This window comes from Paenarthrobacter sp. TYUT067 (assembly GCF_023656375.1).
In the GTDB taxonomy this organism is placed as follows: Bacteria; Actinomycetota; Actinomycetes; order Actinomycetales; family Micrococcaceae; genus Arthrobacter.
The window spans coordinates 14,598-40,730 of the sequence record NZ_JAMOIT010000002.1 but is presented as its reverse complement, the minus strand read 5'-3'; the positions used below and the strand labels follow the sequence as shown (position 1 = coordinate 40,730).

Genomic DNA, 26,133 nt, shown 5'->3' with positions numbered 1-26,133 from the left:
GGCCGCGCGGGCGGCAGGCTATGAGGGACGACGGCGGGACTATAGGCTGGGTGCGAAGGTCCGTGTGGGGGACGTCGGGAGTCGGCGGGCCGGATCTTATGGGGAGGAAATCGTGTCACAGCCAGAGCACGGCCAGAATCCACCGCCGGGTGGTCAGCCCGCGTGGGGTAACCAACCACAAGGCGGCAATCAGCCACCGTGGGGCGGCCAACCACAAAACGGCAATCAGCCACCGTGGGGCAGCCAACCACAAGGCGGCAATCAGCCGCAGTGGGGCGGCCAACCACAGTGGGGCGGCCCCCAGGCTTGGGCTGCGCCGCAGGCTGGCGGGCAATATCGTCCAGGTCAACCTCCTGGCGGCTGGCCTCCAGGTCCACCCTACGGGCAACCCTTTTATGTCGCGCCTCCCAAGCCCGGAATCATCCCCCTGCGTCCGCTGCAATTCGGCGAGATCCTTGATGGCTCGTTCCAGACGATCCGCCGCAATGCCGCTTCCATGTTTGGCTCCGCGCTGATCGTGCAAGTCCTCGGGGCAGTCCTGATCGGCATTGTCACGGTGGGCATGGTCCAGTTGTCCACGACCTTTGAATCCGTCAGTTCGGAAGCGGAGTTTGCCGACGCGATGGGTCCGTTCTTCGCGTTCATGGCCGGCACCCTAGGGGTTTCGGTGCTGATTGGGTTCCTGGGATCCGTCCTCCAAGGTGTCCTGGTGGTGCCCGTCTCCCGTTCGGTGCTCAACCGGCGGACAGGATTCAAGCAGATGTGGAAACTGGCGGGCCCCCGGATAATTCCTCTGCTGGGCGTTGCTGCGCTGCTGACGCTGGGCGGCCTTCTCGCCGTTGCCGCGGTGATCGGGATTGCGATCTTGCTGTTCACCGCCATGGGACCTGCCGCGCTGCTGATCGTCCTGCCTCTGGGGCTGGGTGCAGTGGTGGCCTTTGTGTGGATCGGCCTGAAGTTGATGCTGGCCCCTGCAGTGATAGTGGTGGAGCGGACCGGAGTTTACGACGGACTTCTCAGGTCGTGGAAGTTGACCAGGAACAACTGGTGGCGCATTTTCGGCATCACGCTGGTGGTAGCCATCATGGTGGGAATCATCGCCCAAATTGTCCAAATTCCCGTGTCCTTGGTCTCCGCCGCCATCGGTGGAGTAGTGGCCCCCCACCCCGACGCGGAGTCGATGACCTCCACGCTGGTTCTGACGACCGTGATTTCCACGGCGATCGGGGCACTGGTGGGGTCTGTAACGTTCGCCTTTCAAGCGTCCGTTTCCAGCCTGATCTACATGGACCTACGCATGCGGCGGGACGGTCTGGATGTTGAATTGATGCGGCTGATGGAAACGGGTTCCGATCCTGAAGGGATCCCCGGCGGACCATCCAATGCGCCCGCTAACACCGCCTGGCCACCGAGCGAGGGACAGTTTCCGTCCGCTCCCCCAGGGCAGCAACCTCAGGCATGAGGGCAGCCGCGATCGATGTATTTTCGTCATGGGCATTGATGGAACCGCCTGTGATCCCGGACCGGGACGAAGCGCGACGCTGGGCCGTTGAGGAGCTATCTAACCCCCGGTACCCGGACGCGACGCCCGGCTGGCTTGAACAGATGTGGCGGGATTTCATGGATTGGCTTTCATCCTTGGATGGTGGATCCGGTGCCGGGCCCAACATCGCTGTTCCGTTGATGGTGGTTCTGGCTTTGGTGCTCATCATCGCCGCCATCTTCTTCGTGAGGCCGAGGTTGAACGCCCGGAGGGCTAAAGAGGCGGAAGACCTCTATGGAAACGACCGCACAGTCGACGCAGAGGGCTACCGTGCACGGGCGGCGACAGCAGCCGACGGCGGCAACTGGCCGGCCGCCGTCGTCGATCAGTTCCGTGCTCTTGTCCGCTCCGCGGAAGAACGGGACATCATTGATGCTCGAGCCGGCAGGACCGCAGACGAAGCCGCCGCTCAATTGGGCGGGGTTTTTGGTGCGGCACAAGCCAAGCTGATCGCCGTTGCCGGTGTTTTCGATGCCGTGCGGTATGGCGACCACCCGGCAACACGCGCGGACTACGAGTCAGTCCGCCAGCTGGATGCTGAACTTCTTGCGCTGAAGCCTGACTTCGCAGGACAGGCCAACGCTGGATTCGCGGTTCCCCGATGACCACGAACGAACATGTGGGCCAGGAGGAAATCACTACCCCAGGTTTCCCGGCCGGCGGGAGGTTCAAAGCCTGGTTCCAAAAACACCTCGTGTGGATTGCCTTGGGGGCCTTGCTTGCTGGTTTGGTAATTTTCCTGGCTATTGACAGCGTTGCAGGCGCCACCGACTCCCGGCGCTTGTCAACGCGGAACCCGGCACCGGACGGCGGAATGGCGGTAGCCGAGATCCTGGGGCGCCACGGCGTGTCCGTCACTCCGACCGAGACGTTCGAGGACACGTTGGAGGCGCTATCAAACAAAGATGACGCCACGGTATTCCTCTTTGACGCACAGGGCTTCCTTGACCGGTCCCAGCTTGAGGAGATCACAGCCGCAGCAGACCGTGTAGTGGTGGTGACTCCACGACTCAGGACGCTCAATGGCCTGGCTGAAGGTATCCGCCCTGGCGGCGTGGTTCCGGAAGCGATACAGGTCATTGAACCGGGTTGCGAGCAGGACGATGCCTTGGCAGCGGGCCGCGTATCGGCGCAAGGATCCGTCTTTTCAGGACCCGTAGTTTGCTACGCCCCGCGTGGGAGCGGACCCGGGTTGTACGCGGAATCAGCCGATGGCAGGGTCATTGTTTTGGGCAGCAGGGAGCTCTTGGACAATCAACACGTTGCACTGGAGGGAAATGCGGCCCTCGCCCTCCGAACGCTGGGCAACAACGCGAACCTCGTGTGGTACCTCCCCGGGGTCGGAGATATCCCGGCGTCAAATTCAAGCCCCACGCTCAACGAGCTCGCGCCGCGATGGCTTGCCTTCGCGGGCCCCTGGCTGGGCTTCGTAGCCCTGCTGGCCATCGTATGGCGGGGCCGACGCATGGGCCCTTTGGTTTTCGAGCCACTGCCCGTGGTGGTCAAGGCCGCCGAAACAGCAGAAGGGCGTGCTCGCCTGTACCAGGACTCACGCGCCGTGGAGCGGGCCGCCCGGAATTTGAGGGCCGGAACCCTGTCACGGCTGGCCCGGCACTTCAACCTTGGAGCCGACGCCACCACCGAAGCAATTCTGGATACAACAGCCCGCCATGTGAAGCTGCCGGCCACGGAAGTGCGGTCCGTCCTGATCGACTTCATGCCCGAAAGTGAAGGACAGCTGGTGCAGTGGGCACAACAGATTGAACGAATCGAACAGGAAGCGATCGCCAGATGAGCAGCCACACGGACAGCAACAGCCACTACGCGGAGACGACGTCCCAGCAGGAAGCCCTGCAGAACGAGGCGTCGCAGCACGAGGCGCCACCTTCAGAAAACGGGCAGAGGCACCCCCTTGAGGATCCGGCACGGCAGTCGTTGCTCAATGTCAGAGCCGAAGTGGGCAAAGCTGTAGTCGGTCAGGACTCCACGGTTACCGGCATGCTGATCGCCCTGCTATGTGACGGACATGTCCTCCTCGAGGGTGTTCCCGGCGTGGCCAAGACCCTTTTGGTCAGGGCTTTGTCCACCGCTCTGAGCTTGGACACCAAGCGTGTTCAGTTCACTCCGGACCTCATGCCCGGTGACGTCACGGGCTCTTTGGTCTATGACTCCCACACGTCCGAGTTCACTTTCCGTGAAGGCCCGGTGTTCACCAACATCATGCTGGCCGACGAGATCAACCGAACCCCGCCGAAGACCCAGGCTTCACTCCTGGAGGCAATGGAAGAGCGCCAGGTTTCCGTGGACGGCGTATCGCGTCCACTGCCAAGTCCGTTCATTGTTGCGGCCACCCAGAACCCTGTGGAGTACGAGGGAACCTATCCCCTGCCGGAGGCGCAGCTGGACCGTTTCCTCCTCAAGTTGACCATGCCGCTGCCCGGCCGGGCTGAGGAGATTGAAGTCATCCGCCGCCATGCCAGCGGGTTTGATCCCCGCAACCTTTCCGCAGCCGGCGTGCGCCCGGTGGCTGGCGCCGTCGAGCTTTCCAACGCCCAAGCAGCCGTTGCGCACGTGGCTGTGGCTCCGGAGATCCTCGCGTACATCGTTGACGTTGTTCGCGCCACAAGGTCTGCGCCCTCATTCCAACTCGGCGTTTCGCCGCGCGGGGCAACCGCGCTGCTCAAAACCTCAAAAGCGTGGGCGTGGTTGTCCGGCAGGTCCTTCGTCACCCCGGACGACGTCAAAGCGTTGTCCTTGCCGTGCCTGAGGCACAGGGTAGGTCTGCGGCCGGAAGCCCAGATGGACGGCATTGTGGTGGACGATGTCTTGGGCAGTATTCTCGCCTCCGTCCCGGTACCGCGATGATCGCCGGGGCGACGTTGGCCGAGGGGGCTTGAGTGGCCATAACGGGTCGTTTTGTGTTGCTTTCTCTGCTGGGTCTGGTGCCGTTGGTGGCTTTTCCCGCGTGGAGCACTGTCCTGTTGGTTGGCGCGGGGCTGGTTCTTGTGCTGGTGTTGGATCTGGTGCTGGCGGCGTCGCCCGCTCAGCTTGCCCTGGAACGCGTCCTCCCTGGAAACGTGACGCTCGAGGGCAAAGCTGACTCTGTAGTGACCATCACCAACCCCACCCGGCGCACATTGCGGGCGGAAGTCAGAGATACCTGGCAGCCCTCAGCGGGGGCCGTGAACTCTGCGCAATCCCTTGTGGTCCCGGCTGGTGAGCGCCGGCGCATGACAGTGACCTTGGTCCCTCGGCGACGCGGCGACCTTACAAGCCCCCATGTGACCATCCGCTCCATGGGTCCCCTGGGAATGGCGGCGAGGCAGCGCACACGCGTCCTGCCTGGCCAGTTGCGGGTCCTCCCGCCGTTCCACTCGAAACGTCATCTCCCATCCAAACTCCGGAAGCTCCGGGAACTGGACGGCAGGGCCGCCGTGCAGATCCGCGGGGCAGGTACCGAATTCGACTCGTTGCGTGACTACGTCCGCGGTGACGACGTCCGGTCCATCGACTGGCGCGCTACCGCACGCCGCACATCGGTGGTGGTGCGGACGTGGCGCCCCGAGCGCGACAGGCGCGTGGTGATTGTTCTTGATACTTCCCGGACGGCGGCAGCAAGAATCGAAGATGAACCGCGGCTCGATACTGGAATTGAGGCCGCTCTGCTGCTCGCCGTGCTGGCCGAGCGCGGAGGCGACCGTGTGGATTTCCTCGCCTACGACCGGAGGCTCCGCGCACGGGTTGAGTCGGCGTCGAAAGGAAATTTGCTGGGTCAGCTCGTTCAAGCCATGGCTCCCTTGGAGGCTGAACTGATCGAGCTCGATTGGCAGCAGGTTCCTGCTCAAGTGCGTGCCGTCTCGGCGCATCGCTCCATGGTGGTGCTGTTGACGGCGCTTGACGGCGGCGCCCCGGAAGAGGGCCTCCTGCCTACCGTTGCCCAACTGGCACGCCAGCACGTTGTGGTGGTGGCATCCGTCCGGGATCCCTTGCTTTCTGCCATGAAGAAAGAGAGGACTACGGCGAGTCAGGTTTTCCGGGCAGCGGCGGCCGAACGCGCGCTCTTGGAACGCTCAGCGGTGATGGCTCAGCTCCGGCAGCTTGGAGCCGAGGTGGTGGATGCCGAACCCCACGATGTTCCTCCACTGCTCGCTGATACGTATATTCGCCTCAAAGCAGCCGGCCGGCTCTAAAGCAAAGCTCCAGCCTAAGTACGGCTCCGATGTTGTGTTCAAGGAAGGACTGCCATGAATAGCCCCATCTACCAGCTGGCGCTGGGCGAGGATTTCGCCCGGCTCACCCCGGAACTCCAAAAGTATTTCTCGTTGGCGGCCGGATCCGGTTTCTATGGAATTGGCGAAGGGGTCTTTGACGTGGTGGGGTGCCGGCAAAAATGGTTGCGGCCGCTCCTCGCATTGACAGGAGGCGAGGAAGCCTTCTTTCCAGAGTACGGCGAGGAAATTCCGTTCCGGATCGAAAACCACGCCCATGTGGATCCTTTCGGACGCCCGGCCCTAACAGCGCGCCGGGAGATCTACTTCCCTTCCGGAACACGGCTTTTCCACGATACGACCAGCGCCATCCTGCCTGGCCATGGGGATCGAAACGCCCGCTTGGTGGACCATGTAGGCCGTTACCGCCGACTGGTCACGGACCTGGATGTCAGCGTCACCTCCCAAGGCCGCCTCCGTGGTGTGTCCCAGGCGAGCAGGCTCTTCCTGGGCCCCCTGCGCATTCCGCTGCCGGCAGCCCTCGACGCACGAGCGTATGCCGAACAATGGTGGGACAACGACGAGGGCAAGCACCGCATTCAGGTCAAGGTCATCCAGCCACAGATCGGTCTGGTTCTTGTCTATGCAGGACGCTTCGACTACCGCCTGGCACCGTACTTGCCAGGAATGGCCCCCGGTAACTCCCTCCCCCGCTATGCCGAACCAGACCGCTGGGAAAAGAGAATCTGACTTCCCTGAGGTCAGCCCTGAGCCAGCTGGTCAAGTCCGTCAGCCACTTGTGTCAATTTCGTCAGAACGTCTTTGGCCGTTGAAGGAGTGAAGTCTGCCAGTCCAGTGGAGGGTGTGACGCGCAGTCCCGCCAAGCCGGATGCAGGAAGGCCCAGCTGGCGCCACGGTTTCCAGATGCTTTCAACTACCTCGGCCGTACGCGGTAGTTGCGCCCGGAGATCGCTGGTGGAAAGCGCCCCTGCCCACACACGCTTACCGTCCTCCACGGCTGCGGCCAGCTGTTCCCACTGGCGTGACGTCAGGGCCTTCAGGGGAACTGCGACGCCATCAGCACCGGCGGCGAGTACCCTGTCGATGGGCGCTTCAATTTCCGGTATGGAGACCACTGTCTCCATGACGCCAGCAGATTTCAGGGCGTCGATCACCAGCTTCCAGGCACCTGTGACTTCCTCACCGGAGATGGACCTCAACGTGCGGTAGCCACTGGCTGTTGGAATGGTCCCTGCCATGACGGAGGCAATGTCCGGTTCGTCTATCTGGACCACCAACCGGGCGCCCGGGACACCGGCGGCAATGCGGCTGAGGTGCTCTCCCACGCCTGCGGCCAAGGATTCAGCAATGTCCCTCCGAGCGCCGTAGTCCAAGAGTGCCCGTTCGCCACTGTGCAGGTGAAGATTGGCCGCGAGACTCATGGGTCCCAGCACCTGGATCTTGAACTCCGTTGCTGAAACATCCTCGGCGCCGGCGACGTCGGCCAAAATGTTGATGTCGGTCAATAGTGCCGAGCTGGCGCGACGGGCATCTTTACCGGGCCTGTCCACCAAACGCCAGCCGTGGGGTTGGACGTCGAGTGCGAGGTCAATCAGCAGGGAACCTGTCCGCCCAACGGCGTCCGATCCCACCCCTCGCTCCGGCAGTTCGGGCAGGAACGGAAGATGGGGGTCTCCCAACTCGCCCCTGATGATCCGGTTGGCTTCCGCGGGATCGGTGCCGGGCCACGGCCCCAGTGCGGTGGCGCTGGCGCGTACGCTTTCCACTTCTGTCACGGGTTAGGCCTGCTGGCTGGAGATCTGGTGATCCTCGGCGATGGCCTCGTGATGGCGGATCACTTCACTGATGATGAAGTTGAGGAATTTCTCTGCGAAGGCTGGATCGAGGTGCGCATCCTCGGCGAGCCTGCGCAAGCGGGCGATCTGGGCGGATTCGCGGCCCGGATCTCCGGCGGGAAGCTTGTGTGTGGCCTTCAGGATGCCAACTTTTTGGGTGGCCTTGAAGCGTTCAGCGAGCAGGAAAACAAGTGTTGCGTCAATGTTGTCGATGCTGGACCGGATGGACAGCAGCTCATCCATGACGGCACGGTCCACGTGGCCGGCCAAGGAGCTCGCTGCCGGGTTGAAGGAATCGGCGTCATGGGGAAGGGCGTTGTTCTGCTCGGTCATGCACCCCAGTCTATGGTGTGAGGTTGTACCGCCGTGGGTGTTACCTGACGTGATGGCGAAGGCACGCCCTCCGCAGATGAGGGGGCGTGCCTTCGCTTCTTACCAACGTCCTTTCGAACGGTTTAGCCACCCAGCAGCGATCGGTGGGCTTCCCGCCGTCGTGCTTGTTCATCCGGGTCCGGTACCGGCAGGGACGCGATGAGCCGCTTGGTGTAGTCGTGTTGCGGTGAGCCCATCACTTGGTTGCCGATCCCCTGCTCCACCAGCCGGCCCTTATACAACACGCCAACCCAGTGGGACAGCATGTCCACCACTGCGAGGTCGTGGCTGATGAAGAGAGCCGCGAAACCGTACTGCTCTTGGATGTCTTTGAACAGGTCCAGGACTTTGGCCTGCACCGAGACGTCAAGGGCGGATGTGGGTTCGTCGGCGATCAACAGGCGCGGATTAAGCGCCAGGGATCTCGCCAGGGATGCGCGCTGCCGCTGCCCGCCCGAGAGCTCGTGCGGGTAGCGTTCGGCGTACGACGCCGGCAACTGGACTGATTCGAGCAGCTCACCTACCTTTTTCCTCGCCTCAGCGGCGCCCGGCCGGGTGTGGATCAGCAGCGGTTCGGCGACGCATTCGCCAATGGTGAGGTGCGGGTTGAAGGACGCCGCCGGATCCTGGAACACGAAGCCGATTTCCTTGCGGAGAGGTCGGAAGGAACGCTCCTTGAAGTCCAACATCTCGTACCCAAGGACCTTCAGGCTTCCCCCTGTGGTCCGGGTCAGGCCGGCTATCGCTCGTCCAATGGTTGACTTTCCGGAACCGGATTCACCCACCAACCCGAAGACCTCGTTTTCGGACACCGTAAAGCTGACATCGTTCACGGCCTTGAATCCGTGCCTGCCGAAACGGCCGGGGTATTCGATGGTGAGGTTCTTTGCCTCCACCAGGATTTTGCCATCTTGGTGGAGCCGGCCTCGGGCACCCTCGGAGGCGGAGTTCCGTCCGAGGTGCGGCACAGCGGCCAGCAGTTTCCTGGTGTACTCCTGCCGGGGTTCAGCAAACAGGACCTTGGCCGGGGCCTCCTCCACAACGTCGCCCTGGTACATCACCACTACACGGTCGGCCAGATCTGCCACGACGCCCATGTTATGGGTAATGAGCACGATCGAGGTGCCGTAGTTGTCCCTCAAATCGCGCAGGAGCTGGAGGATTTCGGCCTGGACTGTCACATCCAGGGCCGTGGTGGGCTCATCGGCCACGATCAGTCCGGGATTGAGTGCCAACGCCGCGGCTATGACCACGCGTTGTTTCTGTCCGCCGGAGAACTGGTGAGGATAGTAGTTGACCCGCGTTTCGGGGTCCGGGATGCCAACCTTGCGAAGTGCCTCGGTTGCCCGTTCCTTGGCTTCCTTGGCGGAGATGCGCCGTCCGTCAGTGGAATGCGCCCTGATGCCTTCGGCAATCTGCCAGCCCACGGTGAAGACCGGGTTGAGGGCTGTGGAGGGCTCCTGGAACACCATGGCCACATCGCGGCCGCGGATTGTGCGGAGGGTGGATTTGCTGACGCTGATGACGTTGTTGCCGTTGATCACCACGGCGCCTGAGCTGATGGCTGTTTCCGGAAGCAGGCCGAGGATGGTCTTGGCCGTCACGGTTTTACCGGAACCCGATTCGCCCACAATGGCAACTACTTCTCCGGCTCCAACGTTCAGGCTTACGTCTTTGACGGCATGAACGTCGCCGCCGTCAGTGGCGAAGGTGACTTGGAGCCGATCAATGGTAAGTACCGGCTGTTCCGTGCCTGTCCCGTCTGAGAGGTTTCCAAGGTTGGTGGTCATGACTTTCCTGCCTCTGCCGGGTTTACCGACGATTCCGGTCCTGCCGGTGTACCGGGTACTGGTGTTCGACCCGCGCGTTTGCGGCCACGGATCCTGGGGTCGTTGAGGTCGTTGATGCTCTCGCCCACCAGGGTCAGCCCCAGGACGGTGAGGACGATCGCGATGCCGGGGAAGACGCCTGTCCACCAAATACCGGAGGAGGTGTCAGCCAAGGCTTTGTTGAGGTCGAAACCCCATTCGGCCGCGGACGTGGGTTCGATCCCGAAGCCAAGGAATCCCAAACCGGCCAGTGTCAGGATCGCTTCGGAGGCGTTGAGGGTGAACATGAGCGGCAAGGTTCGGGTGGCGTTCTTGAAGATGTGCCGCCCGATGATTCGCACACTGGACGCCCCGAGGACCTTGGCCGACTCCACGAAAGGCTCGGCCTTGAGCCGGATGGTCTCTGCACGGATCACCCGGAAGTACTGCGGCACAAAGACCACAGTGATGGAGAAAGCACAGGAGAAGATGCCGCCCCAGAAGCTGGACTGGCCGCGGCTGATCACAATTGAGATCACAATCGCCAGGAGCAGTGTTGGGAATGCGTAGATGGCGTCCGCAACGACGACCAAAATTCTGTCCAGCCATCCGCCGAAGTATCCGCTGAGAAGCCCCAGCACCACGCCGAGGAACAAGGACATTGCCACGGACACAATGATGACTGTCACTGCCGTTTGGGAACCCCAAATCACTCGAGACAGGACGTCGTAGCCACCAACGGTCGTTCCCAGCAGGTGTTTGCCGCCAGGGGCTTCCTGGGTGGGAAACGAGCCGGAGGCATCGCTGAGTTGGGAGTAGCCATAGGGAGCAAGGAGCGGGGCGAAGATGCTGGTGAGAAGGAATACTCCGCTGAGGACAACACCCACCACCAGCATGCCTCGCTGGAGGCCTACGCTCTTCTTCAGGTGGCTGATCACGGGAAGCCGTGAGAACAAGGGCTGCTTGGCCCGGGTCAATTGAGGGGTGCTCATGGTCAGTACCTCACTCGGGGGTCGATGAGCGCGGCAATGATGTCCACGATGAAGTTGGTGACGGCCACGATGATGGCCAGCAGCACCACGATCCCTTGGACGGCCACGAAGTCGCGGGCATTCAAGTACTGCACCAGCTGGTAGCCAAGGCCTTTCCACTCAAAGGTGGTTTCGGTGAGGATCGCGCCGCCCAGCATCAGGGCAATTTGCAGGCCCATGACGGTAATGATGGGAATCAGCGCGGGTTTGTAGGCGTGCTTGGTCACCAGGCGGAACTCGCTGACGCCTCTGGAGCGCCCTGCCTCAATGTAGTCCTTTCCCAATGTTCCGATGACGTTGGTGCGGACCAGGCGAAGGAACACACCTGCGGTGAGTAGGCCAAGGGCGACTGCCGGAAGAACTGCGTGGGACGCTATGTCACCGAGGGCGGTGAAGTTTCCGCTTCGCAGCGCGTCGAGCCAGTAGATACCGGATGGAGCAGCCAAAGCGCTCATGGTTAGTTCCGTACGAGTGGAAGCGCGGCCTGCTACCGGGAACCATCCGAGCCATACGGAAAACGTCAGCTTGAGGAGCAGCCCTGAGAAGAAGACCGGAGTGGCGTAGCAAAGGATGGCGAAGAACCTCAGCAGGGCATCGGGAGTCTTGTCCCGGTGTTGGGCGGCAATCAGCCCGAAAGGGATACCGACTGCGAGCGCCACGATCAGCGCGTTGATGGAGAGTTCAAGGGTGGCTGCGCCGAAGGTGGTCATCACCTCAACTACAGGACGCCGGTCAGTGATGGTGGTTCCGAAGTTCCCGGTGATCAGCTGGCCAAGGTACTCGAAGTACTGAACCAGGACCGGACGGTCGTACCCGGCATCATGGATGCGTTGGGCCAGGACGTCCGGGGGAAGCCGTCCGCCTTGTGATGCGGTGATGGGATCGCCGATGACCCGCATCAGGAAGAAGACCAGTGTTACCAGGATGAAAACGGTGGGAATGATCAGGAAGAACCTGATCACGATGTATCTGCCCAGCCCTCCCCCGGCTTTGGACTTGCTCTTGGGAGCGACGATGCCGGGTTCAGCCTCGGGAACCTCAATAAGTGTTGTCATGTGCTACCTGCATTTCTTGCCCGTGGATTACGCGGGACTGTCTGATGCGTGCCGGCCACGTTGGTGGTCAGCAAAGGAGGCGGAACACCGGATCAGTGTCCCGCCTCCCTTCTCTTCACAAAGGTGCGGTTACTTGGAAATTACGCCCAGACGGAACTTGAAGGACGGATCCAGGGTCTTGTCGACTCCGTTGACGCCGCTTCCGACGACCGCCACCTGCGCACCCTGAAGCAGGGGCAGTGTGGAGATGTCCTTGGCGAGGGCGTTCTGGACTTCCTTGATGGCTGCCTCACGCTTGGTCTTGTCCGCTTCGGTGAGCTGCTTGCCGATGAGTTCGTTGACCGTGGCGTTGTTGTAGTGGTTCTTCAGGAAGCCGCCCTCGGGGAAGAACGGGGTGAGGTAGTTATCGGCATCGCTGAAGTCCGGGAACCAACCAAACTGGAACAACGGGTATTCGTCAGCACGGCTGGCCTTGCTGTAGGTGACCCATTCGGTGGACTGCAGGTTCACAGTGAAGAGCCCGGACTTTTCCAGCTGCTCCTTGACCATGGCGTATTCGTCTCCGGAGGATCCACCGTAGTGGTCCGGGTTGTACTGCAGGTTCAGGGCAACGGGTTCGTTGATGCCGGCGTCCGTCAGGACTTTCTTGGCCTTATCCAGGCTTGGCTTTCCGTCATCGCCATAGGCGTCCTTGAAGGATTCGTTGGCGCCGAGGAATCCGCTGGGGACGTTGGAGTACAGCGGCAGGTAGGTGCCCTTGTACACCTGGTCTGCAATTGCCTGCCGGTCCACCAGGTTGGCGATCGCCTGGCGTACGGCCAGGGCCTTGGCGGGGTCCGCCCCGGTCGCTTTGGTTCCGTACGGCATAGTGTCGAAGTTGAACGTGATGTAGCGGATTTCGCCGCCCGGGCCAGTGAGGACCTTGACCTTGGAGTCCTTGCGGAGATCGTCGATGTCAGTCGCGCTGAGGCTGCGGAAGGCAACGTCAATGGCGCCCTGTTGGATTTCCAGCTTCAGGTTGGTGGGGCTGGCGTAGTACTTGATGGTGGCAGCGTCGTTGGCCGGCTTGCCAAGAACACCGTTGTAGTCCGCGAACGATTTGAAGCTGACCAATTCGTTTTTCTTGTAGCTGTCAATCGTGTACTGGCCGTAGAACGCGTTCGCCTTGATGATCTCGTCGTCGGAAAGGATCTTGTCGGCCGGGAAGACTTCATCGTCCACGATCGGCGCGGCCGGGCTGCTGAGGATCTGGCTGAATGTCTGGTCGTTGGCGTTCTTCAATTTGAACACCACCGTGGTGGCGTCTGGCGTGCTCACGCTGTCGATGTTGGTCAGGAGCGAGGCTGGTCCGGCGGGGTCATTGATGGCCACCTGCCGATCGAAGGAGTGCTTTACGTCCTTGGAATCCAGAGTGTGCCCGTTGGCCCATTTGAGCCCGGACTTGAGCTTCACGGTGTATTCCGACGGCGCCGTGAAAGACGACGATTCGGCGAGGTCCGGAACGGGTTCCGCGCCGCCGGGCTTGGAATTGAGCAGGAATGAGTAGACCTGGTTCATCACCATAAATGAACCGTTGTCATAGGATCCTGCGGGGTCCAAAGACGTGACTTTGTCAGTGGTGCCGTAGGCGATGGGGCCTGCGGCGGCCGGAGCGGAAGATGAGCCGCCGCCGGAGGGTCCCGTGCATGCCGTCAGGGCGAGCGCGGAGATGCCCGCCAGCGCGATAGCGCCGTGCAGGGCCTTCTTGTTCAGTGCCATCTGGTGAACCTTCTGTTCGATGGATTCGGCGCGCCGCCGTCAGATATTTGTGACGGCGCGCACTCTTGATTCCACGATTCAACCAGACTTCGCAGGCCGCGAACCCCTCATTTTGTGATTTGAGACACAAAATTTACTTTCCAGTAGCTTTTGCTCTGAACGCCCGGACTACAGAACTTCCCGCTGAAGGGAACGGGCGGCATCTATGGTTGCCTGTCCCAGGACACGACTACCCTGATAAAGAACGACGGTCTGCCCCGGGGCAACGCCGCGCAACGGATCCGTCAACGTAACAACCAGCTGGGCGCGCTCAACGCCTGAATCATCAGCGACGGCTTCCACCCGGGCTCTCGCCGGAACGGGATCGCCATGAGCCCTCACTTGGGCATGGCAGTCGAACTCGGCGCCGCTTGCTACCTCGGAAATGGGCAAACCGGCCCACGAAACCTTGATGCCGCGAATCTCGTCGATCGCCAGCAGGGCTTCCGGCCCCACAACCACCTTGTTTTCCTTGGGACGGATCTCCAGGACGAACCGAGGCTTGCCATCTGCCGCGGGCGTACCCAGCTTCAGGCCTCGTCGCTGCCCCACCGTGAAGGCGTTGGCACCTGGATGTTCACCAACCTTGGCACCGGTTTCGTCAACGATGTCCCCGGTGGTCATGTCAATTTTCTCGGCCAGCCAGCCGCGGGTGTCGCCGTCGGAGATAAAGCAGATGTCGTGGCTGTCGGGCTTGTTGGCCACGGACAAGCCCCGGCGTTCTGCCTCGGCACGTACCTCGGCCTTGGAAGGAGTGTCCGCCAGCGGGAACATGGAGTGCTTCAGTTGCTCGTGGGTCAGGACGCCCAGAACATAGCTCTGGTCCTTGGCCCAATCGGCGGCGCGGTGGAGTTCCCGGTTACCGTCAGCGTCTTCGATGACCTTGGCGTAGTGTCCGGTGCACACAGCATCGAAACCAAGGGCGATGGCCTTCTCCAGAAGTGCTGCGAACTTGATCCGCTCGTTGCACCGCATACACGGGTTCGGTGTCCTGCCAGCGGCGTACTCGTCAATGAAGTCCTGGACAACGTCTTCCTTGAAGCGCTCCGAGAAGTCCCACACGTAGTAGGGAATTCCAAGGACATCGCAAGCACGCCAGGCATCGCGGGAATCCTCGATGGTGCAACAACCCCGGCTTCCTGTGCGCAGGGTGCCGGGCATCCGCGACAACGCAAGGTGGACCCCGACGACGTCGTGTCCGGCCTCGACTGCCCGGGCTGCGGCCACAGCGGAGTCAACTCCGCCGCTCATTGCTGCAAGTACTCGCATGCTGGCTTTCTGTCTGTGGGAGTTGGAGCAACTGATCCGGCTGGGAACAGCCGGCGTGCCCATCTATTCTAGCCTGCCGTGCCACGCCTACCCTAAAACCCTTGACTGACCCCACCCGTGCTTCTAAAGTCAAAATAATTGGTTTTAGAATCGAGCTGACATGGCACACGAACACATAGTTATCGTCGGCGGCGGGCTTGCCGGCGCCACCGCAGCCAAAACCCTCCGCGCCGAAGGCTATGAAGGGCCCGTAACCTTGGTGGCCGCAGAGAACCGACCACCTTATATACGCCCTCCCCTTTCCAAGGAATTCCTCCTTGGCAAAGCTGAGGCAGATGCTGCTCTGGTGGTGCCGGATAAATGGTACGGGGAAAACGGCGTCGAGCTTCTTCTCGAAAGCCTCGCCAGCCGGATCGACCCCCGGGGGCACGCTGTGGCACTGGCCGACGGCCGAAGCCTTCACTACTCCAAGCTGCTCCTCGCCACGGGCGCCCGGCCTCGAACCATTCCGCTTCCAGGTGCGGACCTTGACGGGGTCATGACCTTCCGAACCTTCGATGACAGTGTGCAGCTTCAGAACCTCCTTAAGGACGGAGGCAAGAAGGTGGTCATGATCGGCTCCGGGTGGATCGGCATGGAACTGGCGGCAGCAGCCCGCACATATGGCAACGACGTCACACTGCTGGGGCTGGAAGACATACCGCTGAGTGCCGCCATCGGACCTGAACTTGGTGGATTCTTTCATCGGCTCCACGAAGATCAGGGCGTGACGTTCCGCCTTCCGGCAAGCGCTGCCGGAATTGAAGGACAGGACGGCAGGGCGACGGCGGTCCGCACCAATACCGGCGAAACGCTGCCCGCCGATGTGGTGATCGTTGCCGTCGGCGTGGTACCTGACACCGCACTCGGCGAAGCCGCAGGGCTTGCCATCCGCAATGGAATACTGGTGGATACCGGGCTGAGGTCCAGTGCACCGGATGTGCTGGCTGCAGGAGATGTAGCCAACGCACTCCACCCATTTACCGCCGAGCACCATCGCAGCGAACATTGGGCCAACGCGCTCAACGGCGGCAAGGTGGCTGCAAAGTCCATGATGGGCCGGGATGCCCAACTGGACGTGGTGCCGTACTTCTATACGGACCAGTTCACCGTCAGCATGGAGTACTCGGGGTTTCCCTCCTTGACCTCCGGAATCACACCGATGATCCGCGGCTCGCTTGATGACGGCAGCTTCATCGCTTTTTGGTTGAGGGAGGGGGTGGTAGTTGCCGGAATGAGCGTCAACCAGCGCCGGGTTCAGAAGCCCATCAAGGCCTTGATTTCAACCCGCACCCCTGTGAACGTCAACAAACTGACGGATCTCGGGGTGCCACTGGACGAACTGCTGCCCGATGCGCCGTAAGAGCTAGAAAGGTTCCGACGAGGCCTGCCGAGCCACCGTCGCTGCTGTTTGAATGCTGGATTCATGACCGGCCATTCCGGCCTGCCGGGCCCTTAAGCACGCCTCGGGCAGGGCTTTCAAGAGCGCGTCCACATCCGCATCGGTGGAACTGTGCCCCAGCGTAAAGCGCTGGGCGCCGCGTGCAGTATCTTCATCCAGGCCCATTGCCAGGAGGACGTGCGAAGGCCGTGGCACCCCTGCCGTGCACGCCGAACCCGTGGAGGATTCAACGCCTGCCAGGTCCAGGAGAAAGAGCAATGAGTCGCCTTCACAACCAGGGAAGGTGAAGTGGGCGTTCCCCGGCAGCCGCCCGTCCCCGGGAGCACCCCTCAGCACCGCGCCCGGCACGGAATCGTGTACTCCGTTGATAAGGCGGTCGCGCAACAAACTGAGACGTTCTTTTTCAACGGGCAGGTTTGCAGTGACAGCCTCCGCGGCTGCGGCAAAAGCGGCGATTGCGGGAGTGTCCAGTGTTCCCGAGCGCACATCGCGTTCCTGCCCGCCGCCGTGCTGCACCGGCGTCAGCTTCACGGCCCTTCCCAGGAAAAGTGCGCCGACCCCCACCGGACCACCAAGCTTGTGCCCCGAAACGGACATTGCAGAGAGTCCCGAGCCACGAAAGTCCACGGGAATCGATCCGAAAGCCTGGACGGCATCGGAGTGAACCGGGACTCCATGCGGTTTTGCCAGCTCCACAATCTCCGTCACCGGCTGGATGGTACCTACTTCATTGTTGGCCCACATCACTGTGACCAAGGCAATTGATTCGGGATCGCGTTCGATTTCCTGCCGGACGACCTCCAGCCGAATAGCGCCGTCGCTGTCTACCGGAATCCACACAACGTCAGCACCTTCATGCCTTACAAGCCATTCGACGGTATCCATGACCGCATGGTGCTCGACGGCGGAGCAAAGGATGCGTGTACGGCGCGGATTCTCGTCCCGCCTGGCCCAGAACAGACCCTTCACCGCCAGGTTGTCCGCTTCCGTCCCGCCTGAGGTGAAAATAACCTCGGATGGGTGTGCCCCGGCAGCCGCTGCCAGCGCCTCCCTGGCATCCTCCACCGCTCGCCTCGCGCGGCGGCCCGCACCGTGAAGCGACGAAGGATTACCGGTCCGCGCCAGCTCGCGCGTCATCACAGCGAGCGCTTCGGCCGACAGGGGCGTGGTTGCGGCGTGGTCAAGGTATACAGGCACCTTGTTATTCTACCGACGCCTGGCGTTCAGGATTCCTTACCAAGGGCATTGATGCGCGCACAGCAGCGTCCCGGACCATGGTCCGGATCCGGCACGATGATGCCGGCACTGAGTCCGGAGGCCGCAGCAGCACCGCTGAGGAACGCGCCGTTCATTGCGCACACCACTTCCGCGTGGTCCCGCGACAAGCGATGGAACGGACAGTTGAGCAGGCGGTATCCCCCGGCAGCGTCCGGCGAGGGGTCGTATCCGAGTTCCGAGAGTGCACCCAGGAAATGGCCAGGGCGTCCAACCTCGCGCCCTGCAGCTGCAGCGACATCGCGCATCGCTTCCAGCGCCGGCACACCGTCGGCCTGAGAGCGCGTGATCGCCGCGGCCATGAGGTGGCCGGCGAGGTCGTAGTGCCGCTCAGGAACAGAGACGCCCACCTCGTCCATGACGGGCCTGTAGAGCTTTGATGGCCGCCCCGACCCAGGCCCTGTCTTCTCAGGGGATTTCCTGAACTCAACCCGCAAGAGCCCTTCGCGGACCAAACGGTCCAAATGGAAGGAAGCCGAACTGCGGGGCAGCTCGAGTGCCAAGGCCGCCCCATCCCGGCTGACGGCCTCCCCTGCACTCAGAACGTACTCATATAGCCTGCGGCGGTTTTCATCGCCCAAGGCAGCAACAGCAGTGATTTTCCGGATCCACGGGAGTTCGGACGTGCCCATACACCAAAGATATATCTAAAAATAAGAATCGTTGCTTTAGCGGAATAGCCAAGAAAGGCAGGGTCAGGACGGCGGTACCACAACGAGCTGGGCCACAGTTTCCGCACGGGCGGCGCTCAACGTTGCGTCGTCCGGGCACGACAGGGAAACATAGACGGAGGACGCGGGGGCGCTGAACAACCTGGCCAGGACCAAGGCAGGCTTACCGCCGGATGCGGCCGAAGACTCCAGGCTCAGGAACTCCACGCTACGCTGTGGTTTATCGGATCCTTCTCCCCAACGCAGAGTCGCCGGCTTCAGGCCGTCCAGCGAACCGACGTTGAGATAGGTGAACAGTTCCTTGGTTGAGGCGACGTCGTCAGCGGCCACCACCAGCGGGCCCTGATTCACGCTCACGCGGACTGCGAGCGTGCAACCGTCAGCCTTCTTGTATCTGCTTTCGCCCTGCAGGCCGGAGTGCACCACCGACCAACCGGGAACCTCCTCCAACCGTGTGGAAACTGTCACGGGCTCCCCCGCAGCCAACGTGCTCCCTGCCGCAAGCGGCAAGTCCTTCGCAGCCACCGCGGCCGCGTCGTGTCCCGGAGTGATGGTGGGCGTCGCCAGCGTGGAGACCGACGGCGACGGCTTAGGGGCAGTAGGGTCAGGGACGTTGACGCTGCAGCCTGCCAGCAGGACACCGGCGGTTCCGAGGGCAGCCAAGCCGGCCAGTCGTCGTCGAACGTTGCTCGCCACTATGTCTCCTTGCCGTGCGCTCTGGAATATGGTGTGGGGACCGCGCCGATCGACTCGCCTGCCACCGCGATCGAGTCTAGCTGCCCGTCGCAGCGAGGCTGCGTCAGTACGGAGGCGCGCTTGAGGACTCACTCATAGACGGACGCACTAGGCGAGAACCCGCAAACCAGCAGGAACCGCCTCCACCTCCACCGGCAATGGGCCGATTCGTTCCCCGTCCGCATATGCCACCACCCCGTCAGCCTCCAAGCGCACTTTCCGGACGCGCATGATCTCCACGGCAGGATGGTTGGTGTGCTTTCCGGCGAAAACCTTGGGAAACACGCCCAGGAAACGGAGCCTGGACAGGGGCTTGACCACAAACATGTCCAACCACCCGTCATCGGGCACCGCCTCAGGGGTGATCTTCATGCCCCCGCCAATGAACTGTCCGTTGGCCACTGAAATGAGCAGGGCAGGCTGGCTCCACAACACGCCATCGGCAGTCACGGTGTAGGTGATCCGGCGAAAAGAGCCCAGCTCCCGGAGCATAGCAAGGTTGTAGCGGCTCCTGCCGCGTGGCCAGCTCCACGAATTGGCGCGCTCGTTGACGGCTGCATCGAATCCGGCGGACAGGACGCCTGCGAAGTAGGTGGTCTCACCACCAGCGGTGACCCTTCCGGCGTCGATCCTGCGCCCGCCGGCCTCCAACGCAAGCAGCAGCCTACGGCACGCGGCCGCGGTGTCGTTCAACGGTAAAGCCAACAGCCGCGCCACATCATTGCCTGTCCCGGCGGGAACGATGCCGAGAGGGAAGTCCAGCCCCGCGAGCGCGTTGACGCCAAGGTGGACCATGCCATCGCCGCCCACCACTACCAACGCCTCCACCCCGGTTTCCAGCGTCCGGTCCACCGATCTGCGCAAAGCGTCATAGTTCTCCGCTTCAAGTACGACGACGTCCCAACCGGCGGCGCGGATGTACTCTGCGGCTTGGTGCCCGGCACTGCGCCGACGACCAAAAGATGCCTCAGGATTAATGGCAACAGCGATCTTCATCGGCGCGATGGATGGGTTCTTCGCTGCCGGAGGATTCACAGCCTGAATTATGCCAGCGGGAACCACACGCCACGTTACCGACGTTCACAGAGTGGCTGGATAAACTTGCCAGTACCGCACCTCTCCAGAGGCGCGACCACCATCATAGAGAAGGGCCCGTGCTTGGCCGAGGGCAGCAGTTCGCACTATCAGGTTCTCCGCGTTTCCGTCACCGCTACGGACAAGGAGATCAAAGTGGCCTACCGCAAGGCTGCCCGGAAAGCCCACCCCGATCACGGCGGAGAAGCGGAGATGTTCCGGCGGGTGACCCTCGCATACGAAACTCTCATAGATCCCCAACGCAGGGCCGACTACGACCGAAGGTACGGCCGCGGTGCCTCCGATGTGAGCCAGCCTCGGGCGGGCGACTACACAGGCGCTGCGGCACCGGGGCCCTTCGCGACCGCAAACCTCAAACGACCCCAGGCCCAGCGCAACACTGCCGGCGATCCTGCAGTCTATGTTCCCCCCTTTGATGATCCCAACGAGGTTCCGCTCATCCCAGCGGCGGAAGCGGCCCAACAGGTTCACGGCCTCCCCCGCAAACGAGGCATCTTTGGCGCCGAAGCCCGCATCCAACGCGAAATGCGCACGGTCCAGCTCATCAGCCGGCAAGTCCTGCCCGCCATACCCGCAGCCAGGCTCATCAATGGGTTGCGCTCGCCGTCGGACAACAACCACATCGACCACGCCGTCCTGTCCGGCTACAGATTGGCACTGATAGGTTCCATGCTGCTGCCCAAAGGGGCATACGCCTGGGACGGCCATTCGCTGCGCCATGGTGGTCGTTCGGTGGCTCCTCCACAGCTCGGCCATATCGTCCGGCATATGCAGGACCTCTTTCCGGAGCTCAATGTCACCGGATGGGTGGTCCTTCACAGTCCTGACGGAAATCTTCACGAACCTGTCATTGACCAATATGGCAAGGGACAATCGAGCAACACAGCTGTGGAGGTAGTCAACGCGGCGGGGCTGGTAAGGGGGCTGAAGCAGTTCCTCAGCTCCGGGCCGGCGCCGAACACCGTAGTCGTGCCGGTCCTGGCCAGGCTGATTCGCGGAATGCACTAGTCACAGCGGTGCCGTCTCTGGACGCGGCCCTAGCCGCACGGGCTGACTAAGATGGGACGGTGTTCCGCATCCTCTTCCATACTCCAGAAATCCCGGGCAATACGGGCAACGCCATCCGCTTGGCCGCCATTACGGGGGCCGAGCTTCACCTGGTGGAGCCACTCGGCTTTGATTTTTCCGACGCCAAGTTGCGTCGTGCCGGTCTCGATTACCACGATCTGGCCGTAGTTACTGTCCACAAAGACATCGACGCCGCCTGGGCTGCCCTCACCCCGGAACGGGTTTTCGCTTACACCTCCGACGGCGAGACCTCCTATACGGACATCAGCTACCGCGAAGGTGACGTCCTGATGTTCGGGCCCGAATCCGTGGGCTTGCCGGACTGGCTCAAGCAGGATCCACACGTAACCGCTCGTGTCCGCCTTCCCATGAAGCCTTCTCTGCGTTCGCTCAACCTGGCCAACGCTGCTTCAATCGCCGTGTTTGAAGCCTGGCGGCAGAACGGATTTGCCGGCGCCAAGATGTAGCCCATCCAACGGCGCCCCGGCACCGAATACCTTGTGCAGGACAATTCCTGCCTTGGACATTCGTTGAGGGAGCCTACGTGAGCGCGTTGCAGACCAGGGTGATGACGGCAAGTCAGAGCACCGCCGCGCCGCCGACGCGACCCCATGATGCTGACGCTTTCAAACGGGACGACATATGCTGGACCGTGATGGACATCCCCAACAATCCCGGCCCCCCGGTCTTCGAAGCTACAGGCTCTTCGACTGATCTGAATTCGCAGCTTGCCCTCTTGCTCGAACTCGTGGCAGCAGGCGACCAGCAGGCATTCGCCGAGCTCTATCGCCTCACCTCCAGGCGTGTCTTCGGCATGGCCAGGCGCGTCCTGATAGACCCTGATCTCAGCGAGGACGCAACCCAGGAGGTTTATCTCCAGGTCTGGCAGGGAGCTGCAAAATTTGACCGCGCTGCAGGGACACCGCTGGCCTGGCTCATGACTATCGCACATCGGCGCGCCATTGACCGTGTCCGCGCCGTGCAAGCGGCAACTGACCGGGAAGCCAAGTACGGCGCAGCGAGCCAGGACCCGGACCGGGACCTGGTAACCGAGGAAGCCGACACCAACTTGGAAGCTGAAGCTGTCAGCCGATGCCTCGGTACCCTGACGGACACGCAGCGAGAATCCGTCAGGCTCGCGTACTACGGCGGGCTGACGTATCGGGAAGTCGCCGAGCATCTCGGTGCCGCAGTCCCCACCATCAAGTCCCGCATCCGTGATGGACTACTGCGCCTGAAGACGTGCCTGGGGGTGGGTTGAAATGAGTGAAAACACCAGTGGAGGCTTTATCCGCAGAATGTTTGCCAACGACATCGCTACAGACCTCGCCGAGGGCCGTGTCCTCGAACTCGCCGAACTCTACGCCCTGGACGCCGTGAGTGACGACGAACGGGCCATGATTGACCATTACATCAAGGACGCCCCCGAACGTCCTGAATTCCTGGAGCGGGTACGCGAAACCCGCGAGACCCTTGCCGTGAGTTTTGCCCCGGAGGAAGAACCGCCTGCAGGTCTCTTCGACGATATCCTGGAGCGCATCACCAAGGATGCCGCCGCCCAGCCCGTCGCAGAGCCGGTGGCTCCCTCAGTGGAAAGCCCCGCCGTCGATGACCTCGCTGCCGCCAGGATGAGGCGCGAAGAACGCACGCGCGTTGGTGGCGCACGCCGGTGGATCGTGGGCGCCGCCGCCGCAGCGGTCATCGCACTCGGTGGCATCGGGGTGGGCGCCTACGTCTCTGCACAAAATGACCCGGTGAACCAAGTACTCCAGGCCCAGGACGTCCAGAAGAAGTCTGCACCGGTTCCTGGCGGTGGTACCGCCACCATTTCCGCATCGTCGGCCAAGGATTCCTTTGTGGTGCTCATGGATGGCGTTTCGCCCGCACCGGAGGGCAAGGTCTACCAGTTGTGGACCCTCCCCAAGGACGGCTCTGCTCCTGTACCGCAGGGCACCATGGATGCTGAGACACTCTCCAAACCGGCGATAGTGAAGGGCTTGTCCTCAGCGTCGTCCGTGGCCATCACGGTGGAACCCACGGGCGGCTCCAGCGCCCCCACCACGGATCCGGTGCTGGTGGTCGGGCATTTAGCAGTTGCTTCCGCAGCTACAGCACGAGCGATAAAAGCATGACGAAGCCGAAGGCCACCACGGAGATCAGCGTCTCCATGACAGACCATGTCTTGAAGGTCTGCCCCACGGTAAGTCCGAACAACTCCTTGACCAACCAGAATCCAGCGTCGTTGACGTGGGACAGGAACAAGGAACCCGCACCTATGGCAAGTGCCAACAAAGCCGCGTGCGTGGGGCTCAGGCTGCTGGCAAGGGGTGCCACGATGCCGGCGGCCGTTACAGTGGCCACCGTTGCCGAGCCCGTGGCCAGTCGGAGCGCCACAGCCACGATGAAGCCCAGCACCAGAACTGACATGTTGGTGCCCTCGGCCCACTTCTTGACGGAGTCACCTACCCCGGCACCGATCAGGGTCTGCTTGAAACCGCCGCCCGCGCCAACAATGAGGAGGATCCCCGCAATGGGTCCAAGGCTTTCACCCAGCTTGGCTGTGATCTTGCTGCCGGTGAACCCAACAGCGTATCCGAACGTCACCATGGCCAGAAGCACAGCCAACGTCATGGCCACCAAGGGCTGACCCACGAAGTCGAAGAAGGTCCGGAGGGCTGGTGCCGTCTCCGGGTCCGGCCAAATAATTCCACCCACGGCCTTCAACAGCATGAGGACCACAGCGAAAATGATGGTCAGCAAAGTCACCAGGAACGAGGGCTGGCGTTTGACCGCGCTGAGGTCCACTGCATGCTGCGTGTCGATCCCGCCGGCCACGGCGGGCGCGTCGACGGGTACCCAGCGGGCAGCAAGCCTGGAGAACAGCGGGCCGCAGATAATCACCGTGGGAATGGCCACAAGAATGCCAAGTGCCAACGTTGTGCCAAGTTCGGCTTTGACTGCGCTGATCGCAATCAATGGCCCCGGGTGCGGCGGCACCAGCCCGTGAAGCACGGACAGGCCGGCCAGCGCCGGGATCGCGATGCGCATCAGCTTCATCTTGGAGCGCTGCGTTACCAGGACGATCACCGGAAGGAGCAGGACGAGCCCAATTTCGAAGAACATGGGCAGGCCGATGATCACGGCCACCAAGGTCATCATCCAGACGAGCTTGTTCCCGCTGGCCTTGGCCAACAGGGTATCCACCACCCGGTTTGCGCCACCGGAATCGGCCAGCAATTTACCAAGCATTGCCCCGAGCGCAATGAGTAAGCCGACTTCCTTAAGGACACCCCCCACACCGTCCTCGAAGTTGGAGATGACCTTGCCAAGCTCGACGCCGGACGCCAGGCCCACAAAGGCCGAGCCCAGAACCAGCGCCAGGAACGGGTGAAGTTTGAGCTTTGCGATCAGCACCACAATCAGTGCAATGCCCAGTGCAGCCACCACAAGGAGTTGCGTGTCGTGGGCCGTCCATTCCTGTATCTGCGTCGCTGTATCGAGGACTTTCACGAGGCGGTCGCTTCGGTACCGGCACCTACAGGCCGGAGACCGAGCCGTTCAATAACTTCGTCGGCTTCCTCTGCGGGGGACGCGGAAACACACAAGGAAATGTAGTTCTCGTCCCGGGTGGGTTCCTCAAGTGCGTCGAACTGCGATTCCAAGAGCGACGGCGGCATGAAGTGGCCATGCCTGGAGGCCAAGCGGTCGGAGATCTTGTCCTTGCTCCCCTGCAGGAAGACGAAAACAACGTTGTCGCCGCGGAGCACGTCGCGGTACTTCTTTTTGAGTGCCGAGCACGTAATGATTGCCGGTGTTCCGGCATCCGCGCGCTCACGGATCCAGTCCGAGATGATGCTCAGCCAGGGCCACCGGTCCTCATCGCTCAGAGCCAGCCCCGACTGCATCTTGGCCACGTTGGCCTCCGGGTGCAGGTCGTCGCCTTCGGCAAGATCCCATCCAAGCTTCCCGGCGAGAACGCCGGCCACCGTCGACTTGCCGGAACCGGAGACTCCCATAATCACCAGTACGGGTTGTTGCGCAGTCTTCGCCATCAAAGTCTGCCTTCCTCGAATAAATATGATTTAACCGAGATCAAGCATATGACACGGGTTACACCACAGCAACGTCAGAAGCCGGCGATCGTAGTGGAACCGTTGACTGGGACAACGTGGAAATACTCTGCGCTGGCTCCTTCGGGCAGCCCGGCCCGCTCGCCATTGCCGAGCATCATGGACCTCACCACACGCTCCATGCCCTCGATATCGGGGTGCTGGCTCGCATGAATCCTGATGGCGTCAAGCTTGGCGTCGACATGATCCGAAACATCCACAGAGTGGTTCTCCCTGGCCTCCGGGCTGGAGATGAACCACAGCCACGGTAGCTTGTAGGCCTTTAGTCCGGCCGCATCCAGTTCCGGGTAAGCGAACGGATTCTCCACTGCCGGATAGACTGCCCGGGTCACGGCTTCCCCCGCTGCAAGGTGGTCCGGGTGGCTCTTCTGGAGCCGGTCCCAGTTCCTTTCGGGGTGCATGGTCAACACGATGTCCGGCCGGACTTCCCGGATCAGCTTCACCACGCGCTTGATGACGTCATGTGTCGGCTCCAGATACCCGTCCCGTTCGTGAAGATAGTGGATATCCGTAACGCCCACCAGAGCAGCAGCACGCTTCTGCTCCTCAGCCCGCAGTTCGATGATCCGTTCGCGGTCCACGGGATCGAAGCCTCCGGCATCGCCGTCGGTCATGATGCAATAGCTGACCTCGACGCCGGCAGCCGTCCAGGCCGCGATGGTCCCGGCCGCGCCAAAATCGATATCGTCGGGATGGGCAGTAAAACAAAGCACCCGCTCAACGCGCTCCGTGGAGGCATCGAACGGGCTCTTTGCTGACGTGATGTCAGTGGTCAAAGG

25 protein-coding genes are annotated in these 26,133 nt (G+C 62.1%); 11 read left to right on the top strand and 14 right to left on the bottom strand.

All coding sequences use genetic code 11. From position 1 onward, the window contains the following. Positions 1 to 112 precede the first annotated feature (112 nt). From MOD31_RS01685 to MOD31_RS01660, 6 genes are read left to right on the top strand one after another with little or no spacing between them, the layout of a single operon-like run. Positions 113 to 1,462, top strand: a complete 1,350-nt coding sequence (locus tag MOD31_RS01685) for a hypothetical protein (RefSeq protein WP_250819709.1) — start codon at positions 113 to 115, stop codon at positions 1,460 to 1,462. A gap of 38 nt (positions 1,463 to 1,500) precedes the next feature. Beyond that, positions 1,501 to 2,148, top strand: a complete 648-nt coding sequence (locus tag MOD31_RS01680) for a DUF4129 domain-containing protein (RefSeq protein ID WP_250819708.1) — start codon at positions 1,501 to 1,503, stop codon at positions 2,146 to 2,148. Continuing rightward, positions 2,145 to 3,338, top strand: a complete 1,194-nt coding sequence (locus MOD31_RS01675; protein ID WP_250819707.1) for a DUF4350 domain-containing protein — start codon at positions 2,145 to 2,147, stop codon at positions 3,336 to 3,338. Before MOD31_RS01680 ends, MOD31_RS01675 begins: the two co-directional genes overlap by 4 nt. Further along, entirely contained in the window at positions 3,335 to 4,408 is a 1,074-nt protein-coding gene (locus MOD31_RS01670; RefSeq protein WP_223940548.1) for a MoxR family ATPase, read from the top strand. The genes MOD31_RS01675 and MOD31_RS01670 overlap by 4 nt, the downstream gene beginning before the upstream one ends. Positions 4,409 to 4,440: 32 nt before the next feature. Then, positions 4,441 to 5,733 (top strand): DUF58 domain-containing protein, encoded by a 1,293-nt coding sequence (locus MOD31_RS01665; protein ID WP_142938548.1) that lies wholly within the window; start codon positions 4,441 to 4,443, stop codon positions 5,731 to 5,733. Positions 5,734 to 5,787: 54 nt separating this feature from the next. After that, the gene (locus MOD31_RS01660; RefSeq protein ID WP_250819706.1) at positions 5,788 to 6,501 is read left to right on the top strand and encodes a DUF4166 domain-containing protein; all 714 of its coding nucleotides are present in this window, start codon (positions 5,788 to 5,790) and stop codon (positions 6,499 to 6,501) included. A gap of 11 nt (positions 6,502 to 6,512) precedes the next feature. Here the strand turns inward: MOD31_RS01660 and MOD31_RS01655 are convergent, their stop codons facing one another. From MOD31_RS01655 to mnmA, 7 genes are all read right to left on the bottom strand, one after another. After that, on the bottom strand, positions 6,513 to 7,547 hold the full coding sequence (locus MOD31_RS01655) for a hypothetical protein (RefSeq protein ID WP_250819705.1): 1,035 nt from the start codon (positions 7,545 to 7,547) through the stop codon (positions 6,513 to 6,515). A gap of 3 nt (positions 7,548 to 7,550) precedes the next feature. Continuing rightward, a complete protein-coding gene (locus MOD31_RS01650; protein WP_142938545.1) occupies positions 7,551 to 7,940 on the bottom strand; it encodes a chorismate mutase in 390 nt (129 codons plus the stop codon). Between the two features lie 122 nt (positions 7,941 to 8,062). After that, positions 8,063 to 9,769 (bottom strand): ABC transporter ATP-binding protein, encoded by a 1,707-nt coding sequence (locus MOD31_RS01645; RefSeq protein WP_250819704.1) that lies wholly within the window; start codon positions 9,767 to 9,769, stop codon positions 8,063 to 8,065. After that, positions 9,766 to 10,779, bottom strand: coding sequence for an ABC transporter permease (locus tag MOD31_RS01640; RefSeq protein ID WP_142938543.1), 1,014 nt, complete (start codon positions 10,777 to 10,779; stop codon positions 9,766 to 9,768). The genes MOD31_RS01645 and MOD31_RS01640 overlap by 4 nt, the downstream gene beginning before the upstream one ends. Positions 10,780 to 10,781: 2 nt before the next feature. Continuing rightward, positions 10,782 to 11,873, bottom strand: a complete 1,092-nt coding sequence (locus MOD31_RS01635) for an ABC transporter permease (RefSeq protein WP_142938542.1) — start codon at positions 11,871 to 11,873, stop codon at positions 10,782 to 10,784. A 129-nt stretch (positions 11,874 to 12,002) separates the two neighbouring features. After that, entirely contained in the window at positions 12,003 to 13,631 is a 1,629-nt protein-coding gene (locus tag MOD31_RS01630; RefSeq protein ID WP_166840115.1) for an ABC transporter substrate-binding protein, read from the bottom strand. Positions 13,632 to 13,799: 168 nt separating this feature from the next. Then, positions 13,800 to 14,921: a tRNA 2-thiouridine(34) synthase MnmA gene (gene mnmA / locus MOD31_RS01625; protein WP_243753114.1), complete on the bottom strand. Its 1,122-nt coding sequence runs from the start codon at positions 14,919 to 14,921 to the stop codon at positions 13,800 to 13,802. A 178-nt stretch (positions 14,922 to 15,099) separates the two neighbouring features. On the opposite strand from mnmA, the gene MOD31_RS01620 reads away from it, so the two are divergent. After that, positions 15,100 to 16,341 (top strand): NAD(P)/FAD-dependent oxidoreductase, encoded by a 1,242-nt coding sequence (locus MOD31_RS01620; RefSeq protein ID WP_250819703.1) that lies wholly within the window; start codon positions 15,100 to 15,102, stop codon positions 16,339 to 16,341. A 3-nt stretch (positions 16,342 to 16,344) separates the two neighbouring features. Here the strand turns inward: MOD31_RS01620 and MOD31_RS01615 are convergent, their stop codons facing one another. The 4 genes from MOD31_RS01615 to MOD31_RS01600 all read right to left on the bottom strand — a co-directional run bounded on the left by MOD31_RS01615 (position 16,345) and on the right by MOD31_RS01600 (position 20,096). After that, the gene (locus MOD31_RS01615; RefSeq protein WP_250819702.1) at positions 16,345 to 17,577 is read right to left on the bottom strand and encodes a cysteine desulfurase family protein; all 1,233 of its coding nucleotides are present in this window, start codon (positions 17,575 to 17,577) and stop codon (positions 16,345 to 16,347) included. Between the two features lie 26 nt (positions 17,578 to 17,603). Then, entirely contained in the window at positions 17,604 to 18,287 is a 684-nt protein-coding gene (locus MOD31_RS01610) for a metalloregulator ArsR/SmtB family transcription factor (RefSeq protein ID WP_223940550.1), read from the bottom strand. Positions 18,288 to 18,350: 63 nt separating this feature from the next. Then, complete coding sequence (locus MOD31_RS01605; RefSeq protein ID WP_250819701.1) at positions 18,351 to 19,022, bottom strand: hypothetical protein; 672 nt, start codon at positions 19,020 to 19,022, stop codon at positions 18,351 to 18,353. A 147-nt stretch (positions 19,023 to 19,169) separates the two neighbouring features. After that, a complete protein-coding gene (locus MOD31_RS01600) occupies positions 19,170 to 20,096 on the bottom strand; it encodes a YegS/Rv2252/BmrU family lipid kinase (RefSeq protein ID WP_250819700.1) in 927 nt (308 codons plus the stop codon). Between the two features lie 123 nt (positions 20,097 to 20,219). On the opposite strand from MOD31_RS01600, the gene MOD31_RS01595 reads away from it, so the two are divergent. The 4 genes from MOD31_RS01595 (at position 20,220) to MOD31_RS01580 (ending at position 23,356) form a co-directional block, all read left to right on the top strand. Then, on the top strand, positions 20,220 to 21,164 hold the full coding sequence (locus MOD31_RS01595; RefSeq protein ID WP_142938536.1) for a J domain-containing protein: 945 nt from the start codon (positions 20,220 to 20,222) through the stop codon (positions 21,162 to 21,164). Between the two features lie 59 nt (positions 21,165 to 21,223). Then, positions 21,224 to 21,691 (top strand): tRNA (cytidine(34)-2'-O)-methyltransferase, encoded by a 468-nt coding sequence (locus tag MOD31_RS01590; protein ID WP_223940554.1) that lies wholly within the window; start codon positions 21,224 to 21,226, stop codon positions 21,689 to 21,691. Positions 21,692 to 21,879: 188 nt separating this feature from the next. Further along, entirely contained in the window at positions 21,880 to 22,485 is a 606-nt protein-coding gene (gene sigK / locus MOD31_RS01585) for an ECF RNA polymerase sigma factor SigK (RefSeq protein ID WP_165450183.1), read from the top strand. A gap of 1 nt (position 22,486) precedes the next feature. Further along, positions 22,487 to 23,356, top strand: coding sequence for an anti-sigma factor domain-containing protein (locus tag MOD31_RS01580; protein WP_250819698.1), 870 nt, complete (start codon positions 22,487 to 22,489; stop codon positions 23,354 to 23,356). Here MOD31_RS01580 and MOD31_RS01575 read toward each other — a convergent pair. From MOD31_RS01575 to MOD31_RS01565, 3 genes are all read right to left on the bottom strand, one after another. Continuing rightward, positions 23,331 to 24,734, bottom strand: coding sequence for a gluconate:H+ symporter (locus tag MOD31_RS01575; protein WP_250819697.1), 1,404 nt, complete (start codon positions 24,732 to 24,734; stop codon positions 23,331 to 23,333). The genes MOD31_RS01580 and MOD31_RS01575 overlap by 26 nt on opposite strands. Next, positions 24,731 to 25,276 (bottom strand): gluconokinase, encoded by a 546-nt coding sequence (locus MOD31_RS01570; RefSeq protein ID WP_142938531.1) that lies wholly within the window; start codon positions 25,274 to 25,276, stop codon positions 24,731 to 24,733. The genes MOD31_RS01575 and MOD31_RS01570 overlap by 4 nt, the downstream gene beginning before the upstream one ends. Before the next feature lie 74 nt (positions 25,277 to 25,350). Further along, the gene (locus tag MOD31_RS01565; RefSeq protein ID WP_223940557.1) at positions 25,351 to 26,130 is read right to left on the bottom strand and encodes a PIG-L deacetylase family protein; all 780 of its coding nucleotides are present in this window, start codon (positions 26,128 to 26,130) and stop codon (positions 25,351 to 25,353) included. Between the last annotated feature and the right edge of the window lie 3 nt (positions 26,131 to 26,133).

What these genes read in the sequence shown, in the direction of transcription:
- MOD31_RS01680 (WP_250819708.1), top strand. Translation starts at nt 1,501, where the DNA reads ATGGAACCGCCTGTGATCCCGGACCGGGACGAAGCGCGACGCTGGGCC.
- MOD31_RS01675 (WP_250819707.1), top strand. Translation starts at nt 2,145, where the DNA reads ATGACCACGAACGAACATGTGGGCCAGGAGGAAATCACTACCCCAGGT.
- MOD31_RS01670 (WP_223940548.1), top strand. Translation starts at nt 3,335, where the DNA reads ATGAGCAGCCACACGGACAGCAACAGCCACTACGCGGAGACGACGTCC.
- MOD31_RS01660 (WP_250819706.1), top strand. Translation starts at nt 5,788, where the DNA reads ATGAATAGCCCCATCTACCAGCTGGCGCTGGGCGAGGATTTCGCCCGG.
- MOD31_RS01650 (WP_142938545.1), bottom strand. Translation starts at nt 7,940, where the DNA reads ATGACCGAGCAGAACAACGCCCTTCCCCATGACGCCGATTCCTTCAAC.
- MOD31_RS01645 (WP_250819704.1), bottom strand. Translation starts at nt 9,769, where the DNA reads ATGACCACCAACCTTGGAAACCTCTCAGACGGGACAGGCACGGAACAG.
- MOD31_RS01640 (WP_142938543.1), bottom strand. Translation starts at nt 10,779, where the DNA reads ATGAGCACCCCTCAATTGACCCGGGCCAAGCAGCCCTTGTTCTCACGG.
- MOD31_RS01635 (WP_142938542.1), bottom strand. Translation starts at nt 11,873, where the DNA reads ATGACAACACTTATTGAGGTTCCCGAGGCTGAACCCGGCATCGTCGCT.
- MOD31_RS01630 (WP_166840115.1), bottom strand. Translation starts at nt 13,631, where the DNA reads ATGGCACTGAACAAGAAGGCCCTGCACGGCGCTATCGCGCTGGCGGGC.
- mnmA (WP_243753114.1), bottom strand. Translation starts at nt 14,921, where the DNA reads ATGAGCGGCGGAGTTGACTCCGCTGTGGCCGCAGCCCGGGCAGTCGAG.
- MOD31_RS01620 (WP_250819703.1), top strand. Translation starts at nt 15,100, where the DNA reads ATGGCACACGAACACATAGTTATCGTCGGCGGCGGGCTTGCCGGCGCC.
- MOD31_RS01610 (WP_223940550.1), bottom strand. Translation starts at nt 18,287, where the DNA reads ATGGGCACGTCCGAACTCCCGTGGATCCGGAAAATCACTGCTGTTGCT.
- sigK (WP_165450183.1), top strand. Translation starts at nt 21,880, where the DNA reads ATGGACATCCCCAACAATCCCGGCCCCCCGGTCTTCGAAGCTACAGGC.
- MOD31_RS01580 (WP_250819698.1), top strand. Translation starts at nt 22,487, where the DNA reads ATGAGTGAAAACACCAGTGGAGGCTTTATCCGCAGAATGTTTGCCAAC.
- MOD31_RS01570 (WP_142938531.1), bottom strand. Translation starts at nt 25,276, where the DNA reads ATGGCGAAGACTGCGCAACAACCCGTACTGGTGATTATGGGAGTCTCC.